This window comes from Bradyrhizobium cedriense (assembly GCF_054602315.1).
In genome coordinates, this window is record NZ_JBTSWB010000007.1 from 363,588 (window position 1) to 380,998 (window position 17,411).

17 protein-coding genes are annotated in these 17,411 nt (G+C 65.2%); 5 read left to right on the forward strand and 12 right to left on the reverse strand.

Annotation, left to right across the window (positions count from 1 at the left end):
* Positions 1–20: 20 nt before the first annotated feature.
* The 7 genes from ACYCVF_RS27115 to ACYCVF_RS27145 form a co-directional block, all read right to left on the reverse strand.
* Positions 21–3,191, reverse strand: a complete 3,171-nt coding sequence (locus tag ACYCVF_RS27115; protein ID WP_459601494.1) for an efflux RND transporter permease subunit — start codon at positions 3,189–3,191, stop codon at positions 21–23.
* A complete protein-coding gene (locus ACYCVF_RS27120) occupies positions 3,188–4,606 on the reverse strand; it encodes an efflux RND transporter periplasmic adaptor subunit (RefSeq protein ID WP_459601496.1) in 1,419 nt (472 codons plus the stop codon). Before ACYCVF_RS27120 ends, ACYCVF_RS27115 begins: the two co-directional genes overlap by 4 nt.
* 82 nt (positions 4,607–4,688) lie before the next feature.
* The gene (locus ACYCVF_RS27125; RefSeq protein ID WP_459601498.1) at positions 4,689–5,081 is read right to left on the reverse strand and encodes a FixH family protein; all 393 of its coding nucleotides are present in this window, start codon (positions 5,079–5,081) and stop codon (positions 4,689–4,691) included.
* A 102-nt stretch (positions 5,082–5,183) separates the two neighbouring features.
* Positions 5,184–5,549: a hypothetical protein gene (locus tag ACYCVF_RS27130; RefSeq protein ID WP_459601500.1), complete on the reverse strand. Its 366-nt coding sequence runs from the start codon at positions 5,547–5,549 to the stop codon at positions 5,184–5,186.
* 90 nt (positions 5,550–5,639) lie between these two features.
* Positions 5,640–6,842, reverse strand: a complete 1,203-nt coding sequence (locus ACYCVF_RS27135; protein WP_459601502.1) for an MFS transporter — start codon at positions 6,840–6,842, stop codon at positions 5,640–5,642.
* Positions 6,839–8,200, reverse strand: coding sequence for an NAD(P)-binding domain-containing protein (locus tag ACYCVF_RS27140; RefSeq protein WP_459601504.1), 1,362 nt, complete (start codon positions 8,198–8,200; stop codon positions 6,839–6,841). Before ACYCVF_RS27140 ends, ACYCVF_RS27135 begins: the two co-directional genes overlap by 4 nt.
* A 49-nt stretch (positions 8,201–8,249) precedes the next feature.
* Complete coding sequence (locus ACYCVF_RS27145) at positions 8,250–8,567, reverse strand: ArsR/SmtB family transcription factor (protein ID WP_459601506.1); 318 nt, start codon at positions 8,565–8,567, stop codon at positions 8,250–8,252.
* A gap of 128 nt (positions 8,568–8,695) precedes the next feature.
* Here ACYCVF_RS27145 and ACYCVF_RS27150 point away from each other — a divergent pair, with 128 nt between their 5' ends.
* Genes ACYCVF_RS27150 through arsC form a run of 4 tightly spaced genes read left to right on the forward strand, consistent with a single transcriptional unit; the run spans position 8,696 to position 11,093 of the window.
* Entirely contained in the window at positions 8,696–9,058 is a 363-nt protein-coding gene (locus tag ACYCVF_RS27150; protein ID WP_459601508.1) for an ArsR/SmtB family transcription factor, read from the forward strand.
* Positions 9,051–9,578, forward strand: coding sequence for an arsenate reductase ArsC (locus ACYCVF_RS27155; protein ID WP_459601510.1), 528 nt, complete (start codon positions 9,051–9,053; stop codon positions 9,576–9,578). Before ACYCVF_RS27150 ends, ACYCVF_RS27155 begins: the two co-directional genes overlap by 8 nt.
* A gap of 2 nt (positions 9,579–9,580) precedes the next feature.
* Positions 9,581–10,636, forward strand: a complete 1,056-nt coding sequence (gene arsB / locus ACYCVF_RS27160; protein WP_459601512.1) for an ACR3 family arsenite efflux transporter — start codon at positions 9,581–9,583, stop codon at positions 10,634–10,636.
* Positions 10,637–10,691: 55 nt separating this feature from the next.
* Positions 10,692–11,093: an arsenate reductase (glutaredoxin) gene (arsC, locus tag ACYCVF_RS27165; protein WP_459601514.1), complete on the forward strand. Its 402-nt coding sequence runs from the start codon at positions 10,692–10,694 to the stop codon at positions 11,091–11,093.
* Positions 11,094–11,151: 58 nt separating this feature from the next.
* Here arsC and ACYCVF_RS27170 read toward each other — a convergent pair whose 3' ends face one another.
* Positions 11,152–11,919: a hypothetical protein gene (locus tag ACYCVF_RS27170; RefSeq protein ID WP_459601516.1), complete on the reverse strand. Its 768-nt coding sequence runs from the start codon at positions 11,917–11,919 to the stop codon at positions 11,152–11,154.
* An 11-nt stretch (positions 11,920–11,930) separates the two neighbouring features.
* Here ACYCVF_RS27170 and ACYCVF_RS27175 point away from each other — a divergent pair, with 11 nt between their 5' ends.
* On the forward strand, positions 11,931–12,068 hold the full coding sequence (locus ACYCVF_RS27175; protein ID WP_459601518.1) for a hypothetical protein: 138 nt from the start codon (positions 11,931–11,933) through the stop codon (positions 12,066–12,068).
* Positions 12,069–12,115: 47 nt separating this feature from the next.
* Here ACYCVF_RS27175 and ACYCVF_RS27180 read toward each other — a convergent pair whose 3' ends face one another.
* From ACYCVF_RS27180 to ACYCVF_RS27195, 4 genes are all read right to left on the reverse strand, one after another.
* Positions 12,116–12,559 carry a hypothetical protein gene (locus tag ACYCVF_RS27180; RefSeq protein ID WP_459601520.1) on the reverse strand — a complete coding sequence of 148 codons (444 nt, stop codon included), beginning with the start codon at positions 12,557–12,559 and terminating at the stop codon, positions 12,116–12,118.
* Positions 12,560–12,585: 26 nt separating this feature from the next.
* Positions 12,586–16,002 carry a CHAT domain-containing protein gene (locus ACYCVF_RS27185; RefSeq protein ID WP_459601522.1) on the reverse strand — a complete coding sequence of 1,139 codons (3,417 nt, stop codon included), beginning with the start codon at positions 16,000–16,002 and terminating at the stop codon, positions 12,586–12,588.
* A 226-nt stretch (positions 16,003–16,228) separates the two neighbouring features.
* Positions 16,229–16,990: a hypothetical protein gene (locus ACYCVF_RS27190; protein ID WP_459601524.1), complete on the reverse strand. Its 762-nt coding sequence runs from the start codon at positions 16,988–16,990 to the stop codon at positions 16,229–16,231.
* A gap of 16 nt (positions 16,991–17,006) precedes the next feature.
* The gene (locus ACYCVF_RS27195; RefSeq protein ID WP_459601528.1) at positions 17,007–17,195 is read right to left on the reverse strand and encodes a hypothetical protein; all 189 of its coding nucleotides are present in this window, start codon (positions 17,193–17,195) and stop codon (positions 17,007–17,009) included.
* Positions 17,196–17,411 lie beyond the last annotated feature (216 nt).

Below are 17,411 nucleotides of genomic sequence, written 5' to 3' on the forward strand. Positions count from 1 at the left end.
TTGCAGGACATCATCCAACACTACTCGGCGGCTTGCGGAACGTACACTCCCATCACCGCTTCCTCGGCACGTTCGCCGCCCGGCGGCAGCCCCCGCCCCTTCACCAGCCCGAAGATCGCGGGGATCACGATCAGCGTCAGCAGCGTCGATGATGTCATCCCGCCGATCATCGGCACTGCGATGCGCTGCATGATCTCCGAGCCCGTGCCGGTGCTCCACATGATCGGCAGCAGGCCGGCCATGATGGCGACCACCGTCATCATCTTGGGACGGACGCGCTCGACGGCGCCTTGCATGATGGCCTCGTGGAGGTCCCGCCGGGTGAAAATCCTGCCCTCGCCGGCGCGCTTCGCCGTCAGCTCGGCCAGCGCGTGCTGCAGGTAGATCAGCATCACGACCCCGGTCTCGGCGGCGACGCCGGCGAGCGCGATGAAGCCGACGGCGACGGCGACCGACAGGTTGAAGCCGAGCCACCACATCATCCAGATGCCGCCGACCAGCGCGAAGGGCAGCGACAGCATGACGATCAGCGTCTCGGTCATGGCCCTGAAGTTCAGGTACAGCAGCAGGAAGACGATCGTCAGCGTCACCGGAACCACGATCTTCAGGCGAGCCGCAGCGCGCTGCAAATATTCGTACTGGCCGCTCCAGACAACATAATATCCGGGCGGGAACTCGATGCTGTCCGATACCGCGCGTTGCGCATCGGCGACGTAGCTGCCGATGTCGCGGTCGCGGATATCGACATAGACATAGGTCGCGAGCTGGGCGTTCTCCGTTCGGATCGAGGTCGGCCCTCGCGCCGGCTCGACCCTCGCGACCTCGCCGAGCGGCACCGCGCCGCCCGCCGGCATCGGCACCAGGATATCGCTGCCGATGGCCTTCGGATTGTCGCGCAGATCGCGCGGATAGCGCATGTTCACCGTGAACCGTTGCCGGCCTTCCACCGTCGTCGTGACCGTCTGACCGCCGAGAGCGGCCGCGATGGTGTCCTGAACGTCCTGGATCAGAATGCCATAGCGGGCGAGCGCCTCGCGGTCCGGGACGATCTCGAGATAGTAACCGCCGATGCCGCGCTCGGCGTAAGCCGAGGACGTGCCCGGGACGGTCTTGATCACCCGTTCGACCTGCTTCGCCAGACGATCGATCTCGACGAGGTCGGTGCCCATCACCTTGACGCCAACAGGCGTGCGGATGCCGGTGGACAGCATGTCGATGCGCGCCTTGATCGGCATGGTCCATGCGTTGGAGACGCCGGGAAACTGCAGCGCCTTGTCCATCTCCGCGATCAGGCTGTCGACGGTGACGCCAGGACGCCACTGCTGCTTCGGCTTCAGGTTGACGACGGTCTCGAACATCTCGGTCGGCGCCGGATCGGTCGCGGTCGCCGCCCGTCCCGCCTTGCCGTAGACGGACGCGACCTCCGGGAAAGACTTGATGATGCGGTCCTGCGTCTGCATCAGTTCGGCCGCCTTGGTGACCGAGATGCCGGGCAGCGTCGTCGGCATGTAGAGCAGCGTCCCCTCGTTCAGCGTCGGCATGAACTCGGTGCCGAGCTGCCGCGCCGGCCATATCGTGACGGCAAGCACGACGAGCGAGCCCAGGATCACCGGTATCTTGGCGCGCAGCACGCCCTTGATGACTGGACGGTAGATCCAGATCAGGAGCCGGTTGATGAAATTCCTGTGCTCCGGCACGATCTTGCCGCGGACGAAGATCACCATCAACGCCGGCACCAGAGTGATGGACAGCAGGGCCGCAGCCGCCATCGAGAAGGTTTTCGTGAACGCCAGCGGACTGAACAGCCGCCCTTCCTGCGATTCCAGGGTGAAGATCGGCATGAACGACACGGTGATGATCAGCAGGCTGAAGAACAGCGCAGGGCCGACCTCGGACGCCGCCTCGATCAGGATCTGGACGCGCGACTGATCGGGCTTGGCGCGTTCGAGGTGCTTGTGGGCGTTCTCGATCATGACGATAGCGGCATCCACCATGGCACCAATCGCAATCGCGATGCCTCCCAGGCTCATGATGTTCGATCCCAGTCCCAGCAACTTCATGGCGCCGAACGCCATCAGCACGCCGACCGGCAGCATCAGGATCGCGACCAGCGCGCTGCGGACATGGAGCAGGAACACGATGCAGACGAGCGCGACGACGATGCTCTCCTCCACCAGCGTGTGCTTGAGCGTATCGATGGCCGCGTAGATCAGGTTGGAGCGATCGTAGACCGGGACGATCTCGACCGATTTCGGCAGGCTGCTCGCGATCTCCTCGAAGCGCTTCTTGACGTTTTCGATGACGTCGAGGGCGTTGACGCCGAAGCGCTGCAACACGATGCCGCTTGCGACCTCGCCCTCGCCATTCAGCTCGGCGACGCCCCGCCGTTCGTCCGGCCCGAGCTCGACATTGGCGACGTCCCGCAACAGCACCGGCGTGCCATTGCTCGTCTTCAGGACGATATTGCCGAGATCGTTGATGCTCTTGATGTAGCCCTTGCCGCGAATGACGTATTCAAACTCCGACAGCTCGACCGTACGTCCGCCGACATCTGCGTTGCTGGCGCGGATGGCCTCCCGGATCTTCTGCATGCTGATGCCGCGATCGCGCATCCGCTGCGGATCGAGCACCACGTTGTATTGCTTAACGAAGCCGCCGATGCTGGCCACCTCGGCGACGCCTTCGGCCTTGGCCAGCGCGAACTTCAGATTCCAGTCCTGGATCGTCCGTGTGTCCGCGAGGTTCAATTCCCTCGATATCACGGCATACTGATAGACCCAGCCGACGCCGGTCGCGTCAGGCCCGATGGTCGGGGTGACGCCGGCGGGAAGCCTGGACGACGCACCGTTCAAAAACTCCATGACGCGCGAGCGCGCCCAATAGATGTCGGTGCCGTCCTCGAAGATCACGTAGACGAACGACACGCCGAAGAAGGAGAAGCCGCGCACCACCCTCGATTTCGGCACGGTCAGCATCGCCGTCGACAAGGGATAGGTGACCTGGTCCTCGATCACCTGCGGCGCCTGGCCGGAATATTCGGTGTAGACGATGACCTGCGTGTCCGAGAGGTCCGGAATGGCGTCCAGCGGCAGGTGAACCAGGGCGTAGAGGCCGGCGGCGGCCGCAAAGCCGGTGCCGAACAGCACCAGGAGCAGGTTGCGCGCCGACCAGGCAATAATGCGGGCGATCATTTTTGCTCTCCCGGCGCATGGCCCGCGTCGGAGGGGCGAGGAGCAGCCTCGGCAAAGCCTTTGAGCGCGGCCTTCAGATTGCTTTCCGCATCGATCAGGAAGTTGGCCGAAGTGACCACCGCCTCGCCGTCCGCAACTCCGTCCCGCACCTCGATGTAGCCACCGCCTCGCCGGCCGAGCTTCACTTCCCGCGGCTCGAAACGTCCGTCCCCCTTGTCGACAAGGACGGCCTGACGCGTGCCGGTGTCGAGCACCGAACTATCCTGTATCGCCAGGACCGGCGCGCCATCTGCCGTGTCGATGTCGGCATCGACGTACATGTCCGGCAGCAGCAGCCCGTCGGGATTGGCGAGCTCGATCCGGACGCGAACCGTCCGGGTTTCGCGGTTCACCTGCGGATAGACCACCGCGATCCTGCCGGTGAAGGTTCGGCCGGGAAAGCTGCGCGCGCGCACCGTAACGGACTGCCCCATGGCGATGTTGCCGAGATCGCGCTCGGCGACGTCGACCAGCGCCCAGACCAGCGAGGTGTCCGCGATCCGGAACAGCACGTCGCCGGGATTGGCACGCATGCCTTCGATCGCGTTGCGCTCGAGCACGATTCCGTCGCGCGGCGCCGACCAATGGACGGTGACGGGCGCCACGCGCCTGTTCTCGATCTCGGCGATGACCTGCTCGGGGACGTCGAGGTTTGTCAGCCGCTGGCGCGAGCCGCGGCCGTACGACTCGACGCCGCCGACCGTCTTTGAGGTGATCGTCGCGAGATACTCGGCCGCCGCGGAGACGACCGCCGAACTGTAGATTTCCATCACCGGCTGACCCGCCTTCACGCGGGTGCCGGTGGTGACATCCGCGACCTTCTGCACGAAACTTTCGGCGCGCATCGCGATCACCGAGACGCGGCGCTCGTCCAGCTGGATCGTACCGGGCGCCTTTACCAGCACCCGGATCGATCGTCGCGTCACCGGCTCGGACTTCACGCCGGTGCGCTGAATCTTGCCCGGCGACAGCTTCACCATTCCATCATCGACGTCGTCGCCTTCGTAAACGGGGACATAGTTCATCCCCATCGAATCCTTCTTCGGCACGGGCGACGTGTCGGGCAACCCCATGGGATTGCGGTAGTAGAGGATTTTTCGCGACGAGGCCGCCTGCGGTGGCTTCGGCTCTGCAGGGGCCTGATTGTCGTCGTAGACCGCCAGATAGTCCCGACCTCGCTCATCCTTCTTCGGTCCGGCCGACCAGAGCGGCGCGCCGCTCGGATCGCGGTAATAGAGCGGAGTTCGGGTACCGTCTGCCCTGGCCGCGGCGATCTCGGCATGGACGGACCAGCGCCCGTTTTTCATGGACCAGGAGGAGCCCAGGGCCAAGCTGCCGGTGAGCGCGAGTGCGGTGAGAAGACGCTGCGTGTTCATCGCGAGTTTCCGCGCGCACAGGGCGCGCGTCCATATGAATGTGAAAGTGAGGTTCGGGCGCCATCCGGCGGCGCCCAAAGGCTTACTTCGTCGCCTTGACGATGACCTTGCCGGTGACCGTGTCAGGCTCGCCCTGCACCTTCGCCGAGAGCGTCACCTGGTAGCGGCCGGCCATCGGCAGGTCGGTCTTGAAGGCGTAGACGCCCGGCTCCTTGGCCGGCAGCGGCGCGACGGCCGACTCCATGTCGGCCATGCCGTCCGGCGCCATGTCCACGCGAGTCGCGAAGATGACCGCGTCTGACACCGGCTTGCCGGTCTGCCTGTTGGTCAAGCGAATGGCGAGCGTGACGTCGTCGCCCTTCTTCATCTCGGGACTGACCGGCTCGAACACGTAATCGCCTGCGCCTGCCATGGCGACCGGAGCGGCGAGCGAAAGGGTGGCGGCAAGAGCCGCAGCGCTGAATTTGAAAAGCATCGTCCTGTCCTCATGAATTGATCCTCCGCCGTGACGCAGGAAGCGCGCACGTCAGCCATCGACGCGCGCAGCCGTGCCGCACGCGTCGTTGAATTGGCGAGATCAGATTCGAGGGGGCCGGAAGGGAGGACTGCCGCCGCGGAAGGCGACGACCTGATCGTCGGGAATGACGGTTTCCCCCGCCGCTACGGCAAGGAATTCGAAAGCCAGGGGACGGATATCCGCAATTGCGATGGTGCTGCCGACACAGCAGAAGCCCATCCCGCACTTGTAGCCGCCGGTGTCGGAGCCCGTTCCCTTCATGCCGGGACAGCAATCGTCCATCGACATTTCGCCGTCGCCGCCGATTTGCATGGCCGCCTGCATGTCGTCCGACGACATGGCGAGATCAGCAGCGGACACGCCAGCCGGCAGCACCGCCAACGATATGGCGATGGCAAATGCCAGGATGGTACGGAAGATCCGCATCGATGGTTGCTTTACCTCCTGGCTGGCTTTTCCAGTTGCAACATGCACTTACTAGCATATTCCGCTGCCGAAAGCATTCTTTGATCCGGGTCAAGCATTCGTGACCGGAGGCTCCGATCCTGTCGCCCGATCGGCACGAAGGAGCAGAAGCGCGATCAAGGCCGAGGCCGAGGCCAGCGCGCTGATCCAGAGTGCGCTGCTGCCGAAATGATCCACCATCAGTCCGAGCGCAAGCGGCGCGAAGGCGCCCGTTGCCCTCGACGGCAGTGAGATCATGCCGACCCGCCTGCCGAATCCCGCCGGCCCGAACAGCGCCAGTGGCAGCGTGCCACGGGCAATGGTGATGATGCCGTTGCCCGCGCCATACAGCACGGTGAAGACCGGTGCGAGCAAAGGGCCTCCCGCGACCAGCACAAGCACGCCGATCGGATTCATGAGCATGGCGAGCCGCGCCGATAGCAACGGATGAAACCGGCCGAGCCATCCCGCTTCCAGAAGGCGGGCGCCGACTTGCGCAGGTCCGACCAATGCTCCCGCGAACAAGGCCTGTGCCGGCGTGGCGCCGAACGCAACCAGCATGGTCGGCAGAATGGCCGAGACTCCGGAGCTGACGAAGCTTGCCGCCGCAAAGATATAGGCCAGCAGCAGCATCGCGAAGCTTTCGCTCTGGCGGCCGGAATGTTGGCTCGCGCCCGGGCCCGGTCGGGACTCCTGGTCCAATGGAGCGGCACGGGGCAGCGAAAGGTTGAGCGGCAACGCAAGCCCGATATGGATCACCGCCCATGCCTGGCAGGCCGCGCGCCAGCCGTACTCCGAAGCGAGCCACGTCGTGAGAGGCCAGCCGAGGGTGCTGGCGAAACCGGCGATCAGGGTGATGCCGGTGATCGTTCGTCGCGCATCGGCACCATGGATGCGCGCAAGCGTCGCGAACGCCGCTTCATAGAGGCCCATGCCCATGCCGATCCCGAGCAATATCCAGGCTGCGATCAGCACCGCCGCGCCATGGGCCACGGAGAGCAGGAGCAGGCCTGCCGCGAGAACGAGGTTCGAGGTGGCAAGCAGGCCGCGCCCTCCGAACGTATCGATGGCATGCCCGACTCTCGGGCCGAGCAGGCCGGAGATGACGAGCGCTCCCGACAACGCGCCGAACACGTAAGTCGGCGCGAGACCGAGATCGCGCGCGATCGGCGCAGCCAGGATCGCGGGAAGGTAGTAGCTCGACGCCCACGCAATGGTCTGCGCGGTGCCGAGCGCGACGACGATCGCGAGCGGGCCCGCAGTGCCTCGCCTCATGAGCAACCGCATCCCGCGCCGCCTGCCTTTCTGGCGGATTCATCGGCAACACAGCAGGCCGAGGGATCGGCCTTGGCCGGACCGCCGCAGCAGCCCGCCTCGCCGGCGGACTCGACGCCGCCACGTGTGCAGACACCAGTCTCGGGCAACACGAGCTCGACTCGTGCCGCAGCCTCCTTGTCGCCTGCGATCTCGGCCACGATCGAGCGGACCTGCTCGTAGCCGGTCATCATCAGGAAGGTCGGCGCCCGGCCGTAGGATTTCATGCCTGCCAGATAGAAGCCGGGTTCATCATGTGCGAGCTCACGCGCGCCGTGCGGCCGCACCGTTCCGCAGCTATGCTCGTTGGGATCGATGAGCGGCGCAAGGGCGACGGGCGCGTCGATCGCCGGGTCGAGCCGAAGCCGCAGCTCGGACAGGAACGAGAGATCGGGACGAAAACCGGTCGACACCACCAGCTCATCCACCACCACACTCCGCGCACCGCAGCATGCACCTGCCGAGATCCTGAGGCGTCCTTCGGCGTCCGAAAGGTGGGTGACGCCGAACCCGGTCTCGACCTTGATCCTGCCGGCAGCCACGAGTGCGGCGAAGACGGAGCCCAGCTCGCCGCGCGCGGCAAGCTTGTCGTTGCTGCCGCCCCCGAAGGCCTTTGCAGGATCACCGCCGCGCAACAGCCAGACGGGCTGCGTGCCGGGCACCTCCTCGGCGAGTTCCGCGAGATCGATCAACGTGCCCACCGCGGAATGGCCGGCACCAAGCACGGCGACGGTCTTGCCGGCATATTTGGCGCGCGCAGCTCCTTGCACATCCGGCATGCCGTAGGCGATGCGATCGGCGCGCTCGCCTTCGCCGATCGCGGGCAGACCGTTGCTGCCGGCGGGATTGGGCGAGAACCACGTGCCCGATACGTCGATGACCGCATCGGCGCGCAGCACCTCGGGGCCCTTGCCGTTCTGATAACGGAGCTCGAAAGGCGCCTGCTCGCGGCCCCTGGTCTTCGCCTTGTCGAAGCCGACGCGGCTGATCGCCGTGACGCGGCTCGACGTCCGGATCGTCTCGCGCAGCGGCGTTTGCGTCGCGAGCGGCGCGAGGTAGCGCTCGATCAGTTCGCCGCCGGTCGGATAGGATTGCGGGTCCGGTGAATTCCAGCCCGTCGGCGCGAGCAGGCGCGTCGACGCCTTGTCGACATTGTATTCCCAGGGCGAGAAGAGCTGGACGTGCTGCCATTGACGTACCGCATGCCCGGCTTCGGAGCCGGCCTCGAGCACGACAGGAGACATGCCGCGTTCGAGCACATGCGCGGCGGCCGCGAGACCGACCGGCCCCGCCCCGATGATGGCTACAGTCTTGCTCATTTCGACTTCTCCTATCATTCTAGAATTATAGAATAAGCAGCCAAATGAATCAGGCTGCCGTCCGAGCATCCTTGCATCCGGCTTCGTCGGCACAGCACTCCGCGACCAGGTAGTCGACCAGGCCCCGCATGGCGTCGAAGTTGGCGTGGCAGATCAGGGTCGTCGATTCCCTGATCTGGCTGACCAGTCCGACCGAGACCAAGGTCTTGATGTGGTGCGACAGCGTTGACGCCGGGATCTTCAGCTTGTCCTGCAGGCGGCCGACCGGCATGCCGGCGTGCCCGGCCCGCACGAGCGCCCGGTAGATCTGAAGCCGGGTCCGATTCCCCAGGGCTTCCAAGCGTGCTGCTGCGTCATCGATCTTCATGGGCGCCACGATGCACCCGTGCCACACCAGTTGTCAAACGTTATTTCTAGAATATTCGAAATACTGGGGTCACGGGGTAGCCGGATTTCAGGTTGACGCGGCCTCAACAATTCCGTAAATCTGGATATATGGAAACAGAAGAAGCCGTCCTGGCGCTCGCCGCGCTGTCTCAACCGACCCGTCTGGAGGCGTTCAGGGCGCTGGTCAGACACGAGCCTGACGGTCTTGCGGCCGGCGACCTCGCGCGGCTGCTGGAAGTCCCCCAGAACACGCTCTCGGCGCATCTGTCGATTCTGAGCCGCGCGCGCCTCGTGTCTTCCGAGCGGCACAGCCGCTCGATCATCTATCGCGCCAACCTCGGCGAGTTTCGCGAGATTGCGGTTTTCCTGCTGCGGGATTGCTGCGGCGGACGGCCGGAAGTTTGCGAGCCTGTCGTCGAGACTTTGCAATCATGCTGCGCTCCCAAGCGAAAGGATAAGGTCCGTGCCTGACCGCATCTACAATGTGCTGTTTCTCTGTACCGGAAATTCGGCGCGCTCGATCCTCGCTGAGTCGATCCTTCGCAAGGAAGGCGCCGGGCGCTTTCGGTCGTTCTCCGCAGGGAGCACGCCGAAAGGCGCCGTGCATCCGCTGGCACTGCGCACGCTTCAGTCCATGGACTATCCGGTCGACGGGATGCGCTCGAAGAGCTGGCTCGAGTTCGCCGCGCCCGACGCGCCGGTGATGGATTTCGTCTTTACCGTCTGCGACAACGCAGCCGGAGAGGCATGTCCCGTCTGGCCGGGTCAACCGACGACTGCACATTGGGGCATCGAAGATCCTGCGGCCGTCGAAGGCACCGAGATTGAAAGACTTGCGGCCTTCTCGATGGCGTTCCGCTACTTGAAGAACCGTATTGGCGCGTTCGTGAACCTGCCCCTCGGCGGCATCGACCGCCTTTCGCTGGGGACCAAGCTGCGGGAAATCGGCCGCTCCGAGGGAGCAACGTCCGGCAAGAGCGACGTGGCGTGACGATGAGCATCTTCGAACGATACCTCACTTTGTGGGTCGCGCTTTGCATCGTGGTCGGCGTCGCACTGGGGCACGTCATGCCCGGCTTCTTCGGCGCGGTTGCAGCCGCTGAGGTCGCCAAGGTCAACCTGCCGGTCGCGATGCTGATCTGGCTCATGATCGTACCGATGTTGTTGAAGATCGACTTCGGCTCACTGGGCCAGGTCCGGGAGCATTGGCGCGGCGTCGGCGTCACCCTCTTCATCAACTGGGCCGTCAAGCCGTTCTCGATGGCGCTGCTGGGCTCCTTCTTCATCGGTCACCTCTTCGCGCCGTGGCTGCCGTCCGGCCAGATCCCGTCCTACATCGCCGGCTTGATCCTGCTTGCGGCTGCTCCCTGCACTGCGATGGTGTTCGTGTGGTCCAATTTGTGCGAAGGAGAGCCCCACTACACTCTGAGCCAGGTCGCACTCAACGACGTGATCATGGTTTTCCTGTTCGCGCCGCTGGTGGGATTGCTGCTCGGAGTGGCCTCGATCAGCGTGCCCTGGGGCACACTGCTTCTGTCCGTCCTGCTTTACATCGTTGTTCCCGTGATCGTCGCTCAGCTATGGCGCAGGGTGCTGCTGCGAGGCGGCGACGAGAGCTTCAACCGCGTCATGCGGATGCTGCAGCCTCTCTCGCTGGTCGCGCTCCTCGCCACATTGGTGCTGCTCTTCGGCTTCCAGGGAGAGCAGATCGTCAGACAGCCCGGCGTCATCGCGATCCTCGCCGTCCCGATTCTCGTGCAAGTCTATTTCAATGCGGGCCTGGCCTATTGGCTGAGCCGGCGGCTCGGCGTGGCCTGGTGCGTCGCGGCTCCAGCTGCCCTCATCGGCGCGAGCAATTTCTTCGAGCTGGCGGTCGCCGCCGCGATCAGCCTGTTCGGCCTGGACTCCGGCGCTGCGCTGGCGACCGTCGTCGGCGTCCTCGTCGAGGTGCCGGTGATGCTGTCCGTCGTCCGCATCGTCAAGGCCACGCGAGGCTGGTACGAAGCGGGGACTGATAAAGTCCAGACGGCTGCCGAGGCCCGCCAATGAACTCTTCGTTTGCCGGCGGCGGTGCGGCAGCGATGCCAGTCACGGAGACACCTCGATGACCGTCACGATCTATCACAATCCTGCCTGCGGCACCTCGCGCAACACGCTGGCGATGATCCGGCAAAGCGGCACTGAGCCCGTCGTCATCGAATATCTCAAGACGCCGCCCTCGCGGGAGAAGCTCAAGGAGTTGATCGCGACGATGGGCATTCCGGTCCACGCGCTGCTGCGTGAGAAGGGAACGCCGTACTGGGAGCTCGGCCTGGACGATCCCAAATGGACCGACGACGAGCTGATCGACCAGATGCTCGCCCACCCCATCCTGATCAACCGCCCGATCGTGGTGACGCCAAAGGGCACGCGATTGTGCAGGCCCTCGGAGGCGGTCATCGATCTGCTCGACAGTCCGGTCGGCCGTTTCGTCAAGGAGGACGGCGAGGTCGTCGAAACGCGATAGGCCGGCATCTATCCCCGGCGGCCCCGGCCCGAACCAGGCGCCCGCGTTGAACGCGGAGCTATCCGACCAAGAAGCCCTTCAATCCGGCGTAGATCGAGCCGATGCCCGTCACGGCGACGCCCGCCAGCGGCCCCGCGGTCTGCATGAGGTCCTGGATCAGGCGGGCGCGGCGGCGCAGCTGTTCCTCACCAACATGCTGCCCCAGCAGGCGCGCCACCCGGAACGCGAACGCATTCGGCTTGCCGCCTTGGGTCAGCACGCGCGGCAAGACCTGGAATATCACCACGCTCAAGATGTTTCCGGACACGAAGGCGAGCAGGATGCTGGCACCGTACTCGAACACTTCGCGCCATTCGATCCAGGCTTCCGGAAGGATCGGAACATGATCGTGGATCCCGGTGACCGTCAACATCGCGAGGATGCTGACGCTCGCCTCCAGGAGCGCCAGCACGAATGCCGTCAGGGCGGAGACCCGGTGCAGAGGATAGGCCAGGAATCCGAACAGGAGCGGTATGGCGATCGATGCGATCCGGAGCGGGATCGGCGAGACGTTGAAGGTGATGGTCACGAGCACATGCGCGATCACCAGCAGCAGGGATGGGATGGCGACGTAGAGCACCGCATGCGTTCCATAGTAACGCAGCGGGTTGTTGTAGCGCTCGAGGCGGACATTGACGCGGTCGAGATCGCGCCTGAGCCTGTCCAGATCGGCGACGATCTCTTCGATCTCGAGCATTATCGGCCGCACCGCGCGCAGATCGCGCGAGCAATGCTTGCACGCGATGGCTTCGTCCTTGATCGTCTCGGCGCAGAACGGACATTCCATCGCTAGCGCGAATGCCTCCGCCTCATGAAGGCCTCGATCTCGTCTCGGGCTCGCTTCAGCTCGTCACGCAATTGCTCGCGCTTGCGGAGGAGATCGTCGCGCTCCGCAACCAGCGTGGCGGGCGCGGCGATGTCGCGGCCGCAGGATGAGCAAGCCAGCGCATCCTCAGCAGTGCCGGACCGGCAATAGGGGCACGTCACTTGGGGGCGACCTTCAGGGTGAAGACGGTCGTGCCCAACCGGCCGTCGCTGTCCTTGATATCGACGCGCACGGTATATTCGCCCGGCGGCAGCTCAGCGTCCTGCATGTTGATGCCGTCGGACTTCACGAAGGGTTTGACCCGAGGGGTCAGATCCACATTCGGCGTCCGGAGGAAGATCATCTTGACCGAATCCGGATCGATCTTTGCGCCGCCGAACGATTCGAACTTCAGCACCAGCCGCATCGGCGAACTGACGGAATCGCCGGGAGAGACGAATTCGACCTTGGGTCCCCGCAAGATTCCGCGCCGGTCCGCCGCGACCGCTCCCTTCGGAGGCGGAAGCTTCGCTTCCTCTTCCGTGATCAACTGCGTGGCGCGCGACGGTTCCGAGAACAACAAACCCGCGGCCGCGAGGCCCAGCAAGATAGTCCGCTTCATGTTCCCTGCCCCCCTTCCTTTGTTCGTCAACGCAAGCCGCCATCGCCGATGATGGTGTAAGGTGCCCAGAACAGCGGATGCGCATAGGCGAATTCGGTTTTGCCTTCGCTGTTGAGATAGCCGGGCCCATCAACGAGGGCCATCGCCGCCTGACGCAGCGCTTCGCTGCGCGACAGCTTGGGATCGTCGGCCTGTCGCTTGAAAAGGTCCGTCACCAGCTCCCGGGCCGATTGCGAATGCACCGACCAGTTGGTCACAAGCAGCGCGCGCGTTCCGGCATAGAAGAACGCCCGGCCGAGCCCGGAAGCCGCCTCCGCGCCTGCTCCGGCGCCAGCGCCGGTGTTGCAGGCCGACAGGATGACCCAGTCCGCATCGAGCTTGAGGCCGAGGATCTCCTCCATGGTCAGGAGGCCATCGCCGCCCTGCCCCGTCACTGCCGGCGAGGACAAAGCGAGCGCCGGCTGTGTCAGCCCGTTCAGTTCGCCCGGCACCAAACCGTGAGTCGCAAAGGCCAGGATCCTGAAGCCGGAGAGGTTCATGGTCTTCACGGCGCTCTCGGTGGCGTTCTTGCCGAGGAATAGCACCTTGGAGGGGTCCGCCTGCAAGGCCAGCGCGATCGATTTCAACTCGTCGGCGGTGTCGGGCAGACGGGGCAAGAGACCGAGCTCGGCGCTGTCGACGCCTTCGAGCTTCGGGCTGTTCCGCCGCTTCAGCGGGCCGCCGCGAGTGATGTTGCCGCCGGCATCGGCGACCTGAATCTTCTCCCCTCCGCCTTCCGCCTCGGCCTGCTGCTCGCTGTTGAAATAGGGATCGCCAAAGGCCACGAGGTCGCCGCGGCCCGGCTTGCCGGGCGGCAGCTGCCGCAACGTGCGCAAGGCGGCCGCCGACGGCACCGTGGACACGGCATGGGTTCGCGCAAGCCACGGCACGTTGCGGTAACCGGTGAAGAGCGGGTCCTCGTCGGCAGCGACGTCCGCCGGTGCGGTCGGCAACAATGACAACGGCAACAAGCCCAGCGCGCCGTTGGTCACGACGATCAAGTTCCTGGCAGGCTTCCATCCGCTCTCGACGGGCTTGAGCAACAGCTCGTAGAGCTCGTGGCCGAGCTTGAGATCGAAGGGCGGAATGTCGGAGATCATCGTAGCCTGCGGCTCGAGCGCTTCGCGCAGCTTGCGGATTTTCGTCTCGATGTCGCCGATCTTCGCCTGGACGGCCGCGAACGCCACCGGGCCGGATTTCGGCACGGCCCAGACGAAGCTGCCGTTCTGGCCGAAATAGAACGACAGCATGGCTTCGTGGTCGGCCAGCGTCGCCCGGATCTCGGCGACGCTCGGCGCCTTGGGCGAGACGAGATCGGCGTAAATCGGGAATTTCTGCTTGATCTCCTGTCGCGCCTTGTCGCGTTGACTGCGCAGGGTCGCGATCGAGGCCTGGATTTGTGCAACGCCCTTCTCGTCGCGCTCCGCCGCAGGAAGCGCGAGTACGTTGTTCAGCGTGCCGAGCTGGGCGTTGACCTGCTTGGTCAGGTCCTGCTCCTTGCGCACGAGCTCGGCGAGCGCGGGATCCTTTGCCGCCGCACGCGCACTCGAAGCCGCCAGCGCCTGCTGCACCGAGCGGCCGCGGACGGAATCGGCGAGGCTAAACGTCTCTTCGCCGACCTCCTTGCCGGTCCCTTCGGCCCTGGCGAGCAGCACCAGATAGCTCTCGACGATGGTCTGCAGCCGCTGGCTGCGCGCGGCCACCACGGTCGTGTTCTCATCGTCGGCGTTTTCGCTGGCGCTCGCCACCATGACCGGGATGGCAGCCTTGAACTCCCGGATGGCTTCGGCATCGCGGCGGGCGCGCATCAGTCCGACTGCAAGCGTGCCCCGCGCCGAGGCGGCATCGAAATGATTCTCGCCGACCCGGGCGATCAGCTTCTTCACGAGCTGCTCGGCCGCGGCAATGCCTGCGTCCAACTGACCGGAGCCATAAAGCGATAGTATCCGGGACGGATTGAGCTCGAACACCTGACGGCGCTGCGGATCCCAACCGACGACTGCCTTGTCGATCCTCGCAAACATCTCGCCCGCCTCGGCGTTCCGACGCCGCAGCGTCAAGATGCCGGCGAGCTGCGACAGCAATTGCACCGTCGCCTGCGAGTCCTCCGGCACACCTACGGTCTTGTTGATCTCGAGAGCGACGCGGCCGAGCTTCTCCGCCTCCTCGTAACGGCCCTGGTCGACCAGAATACCGGCCAGCCCCATCACGAAACGAGGCGTGACGGGATTGTACTTGCCGGTATCCTTCAGGCGCGAGAGCAGCGCGCGGCGCGCGTCCACCTCGGCCTCGGCGAGCCGGCCCTGCTTCGCCTTCATGCGCGCCTGGTTCAACACGGTGCCGTCGATCGCCTGCTGCAGAAGTGTTTCCGCCGGCGCGTTGTCCGACTCCATGATCGCCTTCGTGCTTGCGCGCTTGCGCACCTCCGCATTGCGATAGGCGGTCTCGGCGTCGGCAAACTGTCCGCGCGCCTCGAAGATCAGGGCGCGAGCCAGTTCCAGTTCGCCTTCCCAGCTCTGACCGAACCTGGAATAAGCAGCTCGCCAATTGGGATGGCCGCTGGTCCGGGCCTCCTGGATCGCGGTCTGACTACGGCGCAGATAGGCTTCAGCCTGCGCGACGTCGCCCATCTGGATGAGAACGGCCGCGACCGCGCGGTTGGTGTTGAACTGCCATCCCTTGGCGCCGGGCATGCTGGCCGCTTCGCGCAGAAGCCTTTGCATGATCTCCAGCGCGCGCTTCGGGTCCCCCGCAAGAGCGTGCTGCAGCGACTGAAGCTGCAACATCCGCGCCAGCAAGCTCGGACCGACGGCGCCGCGCCCGACTTCCACGGCCTTGTCGGCGTCGGACATCGCTTCGGCGAGCCGGCCGAGCTGCGCGCGCGCGTTGGCGCGATCGAAATAGAACTGGGCGTTATCCTGACGGGACCCCTTCCCCGTCGGTACCGCGTCGGCGTCCAACTTCAATTCCGCGATCGTCTTCTCGTCGGGCTTGTCGCCGTCGAGGATCGCCGCGATGTCGGCGATGCTGCGCGGCGGCGCGACGAAATCCTTCGGGAGCGCGGCACCCGTCTCCAATTTTGGCGCCGTTTCCTTCGGAAGCTCAACGGCGACATTGGCGCGGCCATTGGCGGCGTTCAGCGCCGCCATCACGCAGGCCTTGACCTGAGGCGAGGCCTTGGCTCGGCAAGCCTCCAGATTGGCGCCGCTGGGCGGCCCTCCTCCGGCGCGCATGCAGGCCTGCACGATCGGCTTGCCGACGCTCATCCGGCAATTCTCGATCGCCGCGTCCTTGGTCAGCGCGGCTGCGGAGCCGGTCGATCCAAGCAGAATGGCAAGTGCCAGCATTTGGCGTGGAGAGACGTTCAGACGGCTCTTCAATGGACGCGCGGCGTCTAAGCTCATCTCGAAGGCCTTTGGATAAAATGACTTGAAGAAAACGGGCCAATCCTATCCAGACGGCCAGGAAGGACAAGCACAATCAATGCGGTTCCCGGACGGCTCAACAAAGGCCAGACGGCCACCCCGGCATGAGATCCCAGGGATCGCGGGGATGGGCGGGCCTGAACCGACCGCGCCGATCAGCCGCTGGGCATGATCGCCGCGCGCGAGGGGCAGCGGGACTGCGCCGTCACCCCTTCGAGATCACCGCACGGCCGTAAGGCGGTTGGGCTGCGACCGGCGGGTTCGCAGTCTGAGCGGCGAGCTCGCCGATCAGGCGATCGGCGTCGGCGGCCATGCCGTCAGGAGCCTGGATCACCAGGCGCTCCAGCGCCCAGCGGTAGGACGAGACGCGCTGCTCCAGGCATTGCTGCACCCACTGCACGATCAGCGAGTTCTCCTGCATGCGCGCGACCGCGTCCTCCCTCTCCCTCGGCGAGAGCGCGGAGACGCGCGCCATGCTGGCATCGCGCTTCCTGTCGAGATCGATGACGCGGATCGCGCTGGCGAAGAACGGCTCGAAGCGGGTGATGTCGTTGCGGACATCCTCGATCAGCTGCGCATAACGCGAGGAATGCGAGCGGTGCGGCTCGTCGATCAACGTGCGTCCGTACATGGTGCGGTCGAACACGATCTTCTGCCGCCAGGGCGACGGCAGCGCCTTGTAGTCGCCGAACACGCTTTTCCATGCCGGGCGCGACAGCGGCGGCTCGATCATGGGATAGGCGAGGTCGCGAAGCTGACGCTCCTCGTCAGTGAGCTGGAATTGCGAGGGCTTCAGGCCTACGCTGGAGGTGACCTCCGCGCCCAGCCAGCGATGCATGTCGTCGCTGCGCATGTCGGCGCGGGTGCGGCCGAAATCGCCGCCGCTGCAAGCGCCCAGCATCGCACTAAGCAGCGCGAGCAGGACGGCCGATACGAAAGGCCGGATATGGCGGATGGGATCCGGCATTGCGAACAAGCCGGACCTAACGGCGGCGACGACGGCGCCCCGGCGCTGTGCCCTGCTCCGGCCCGCGATCGCCGCTGGTGTCGTCGCTCTCGCGCTCGATGCGGATCACCGGAAGGATCAGAACCGTCCCCATATCCGCGTGCGGCGTGACGTCCCCCGACGAGCCTACCCGGCGACCGGCCGGAAATTCGATGATGGTCCCCATGTCAGCTCTCTCGATTGCCGCGCGACCGAACGCGCCCCAGCAACATGCGTTCATTAAGATCAGTTCATGGTTAACGGGGTGTAAACGCGGCTCTCGGACCGTAACCGCACGGGCCCAGGCGCGGCGTCCCGTTGCGGCACGAGAACGTTCAAAGCAAGCCTCCGGTTTCACGCCTCGTTTTCCTTAACGAGCCTTTAAAGGAGCCTGCGATAGGCT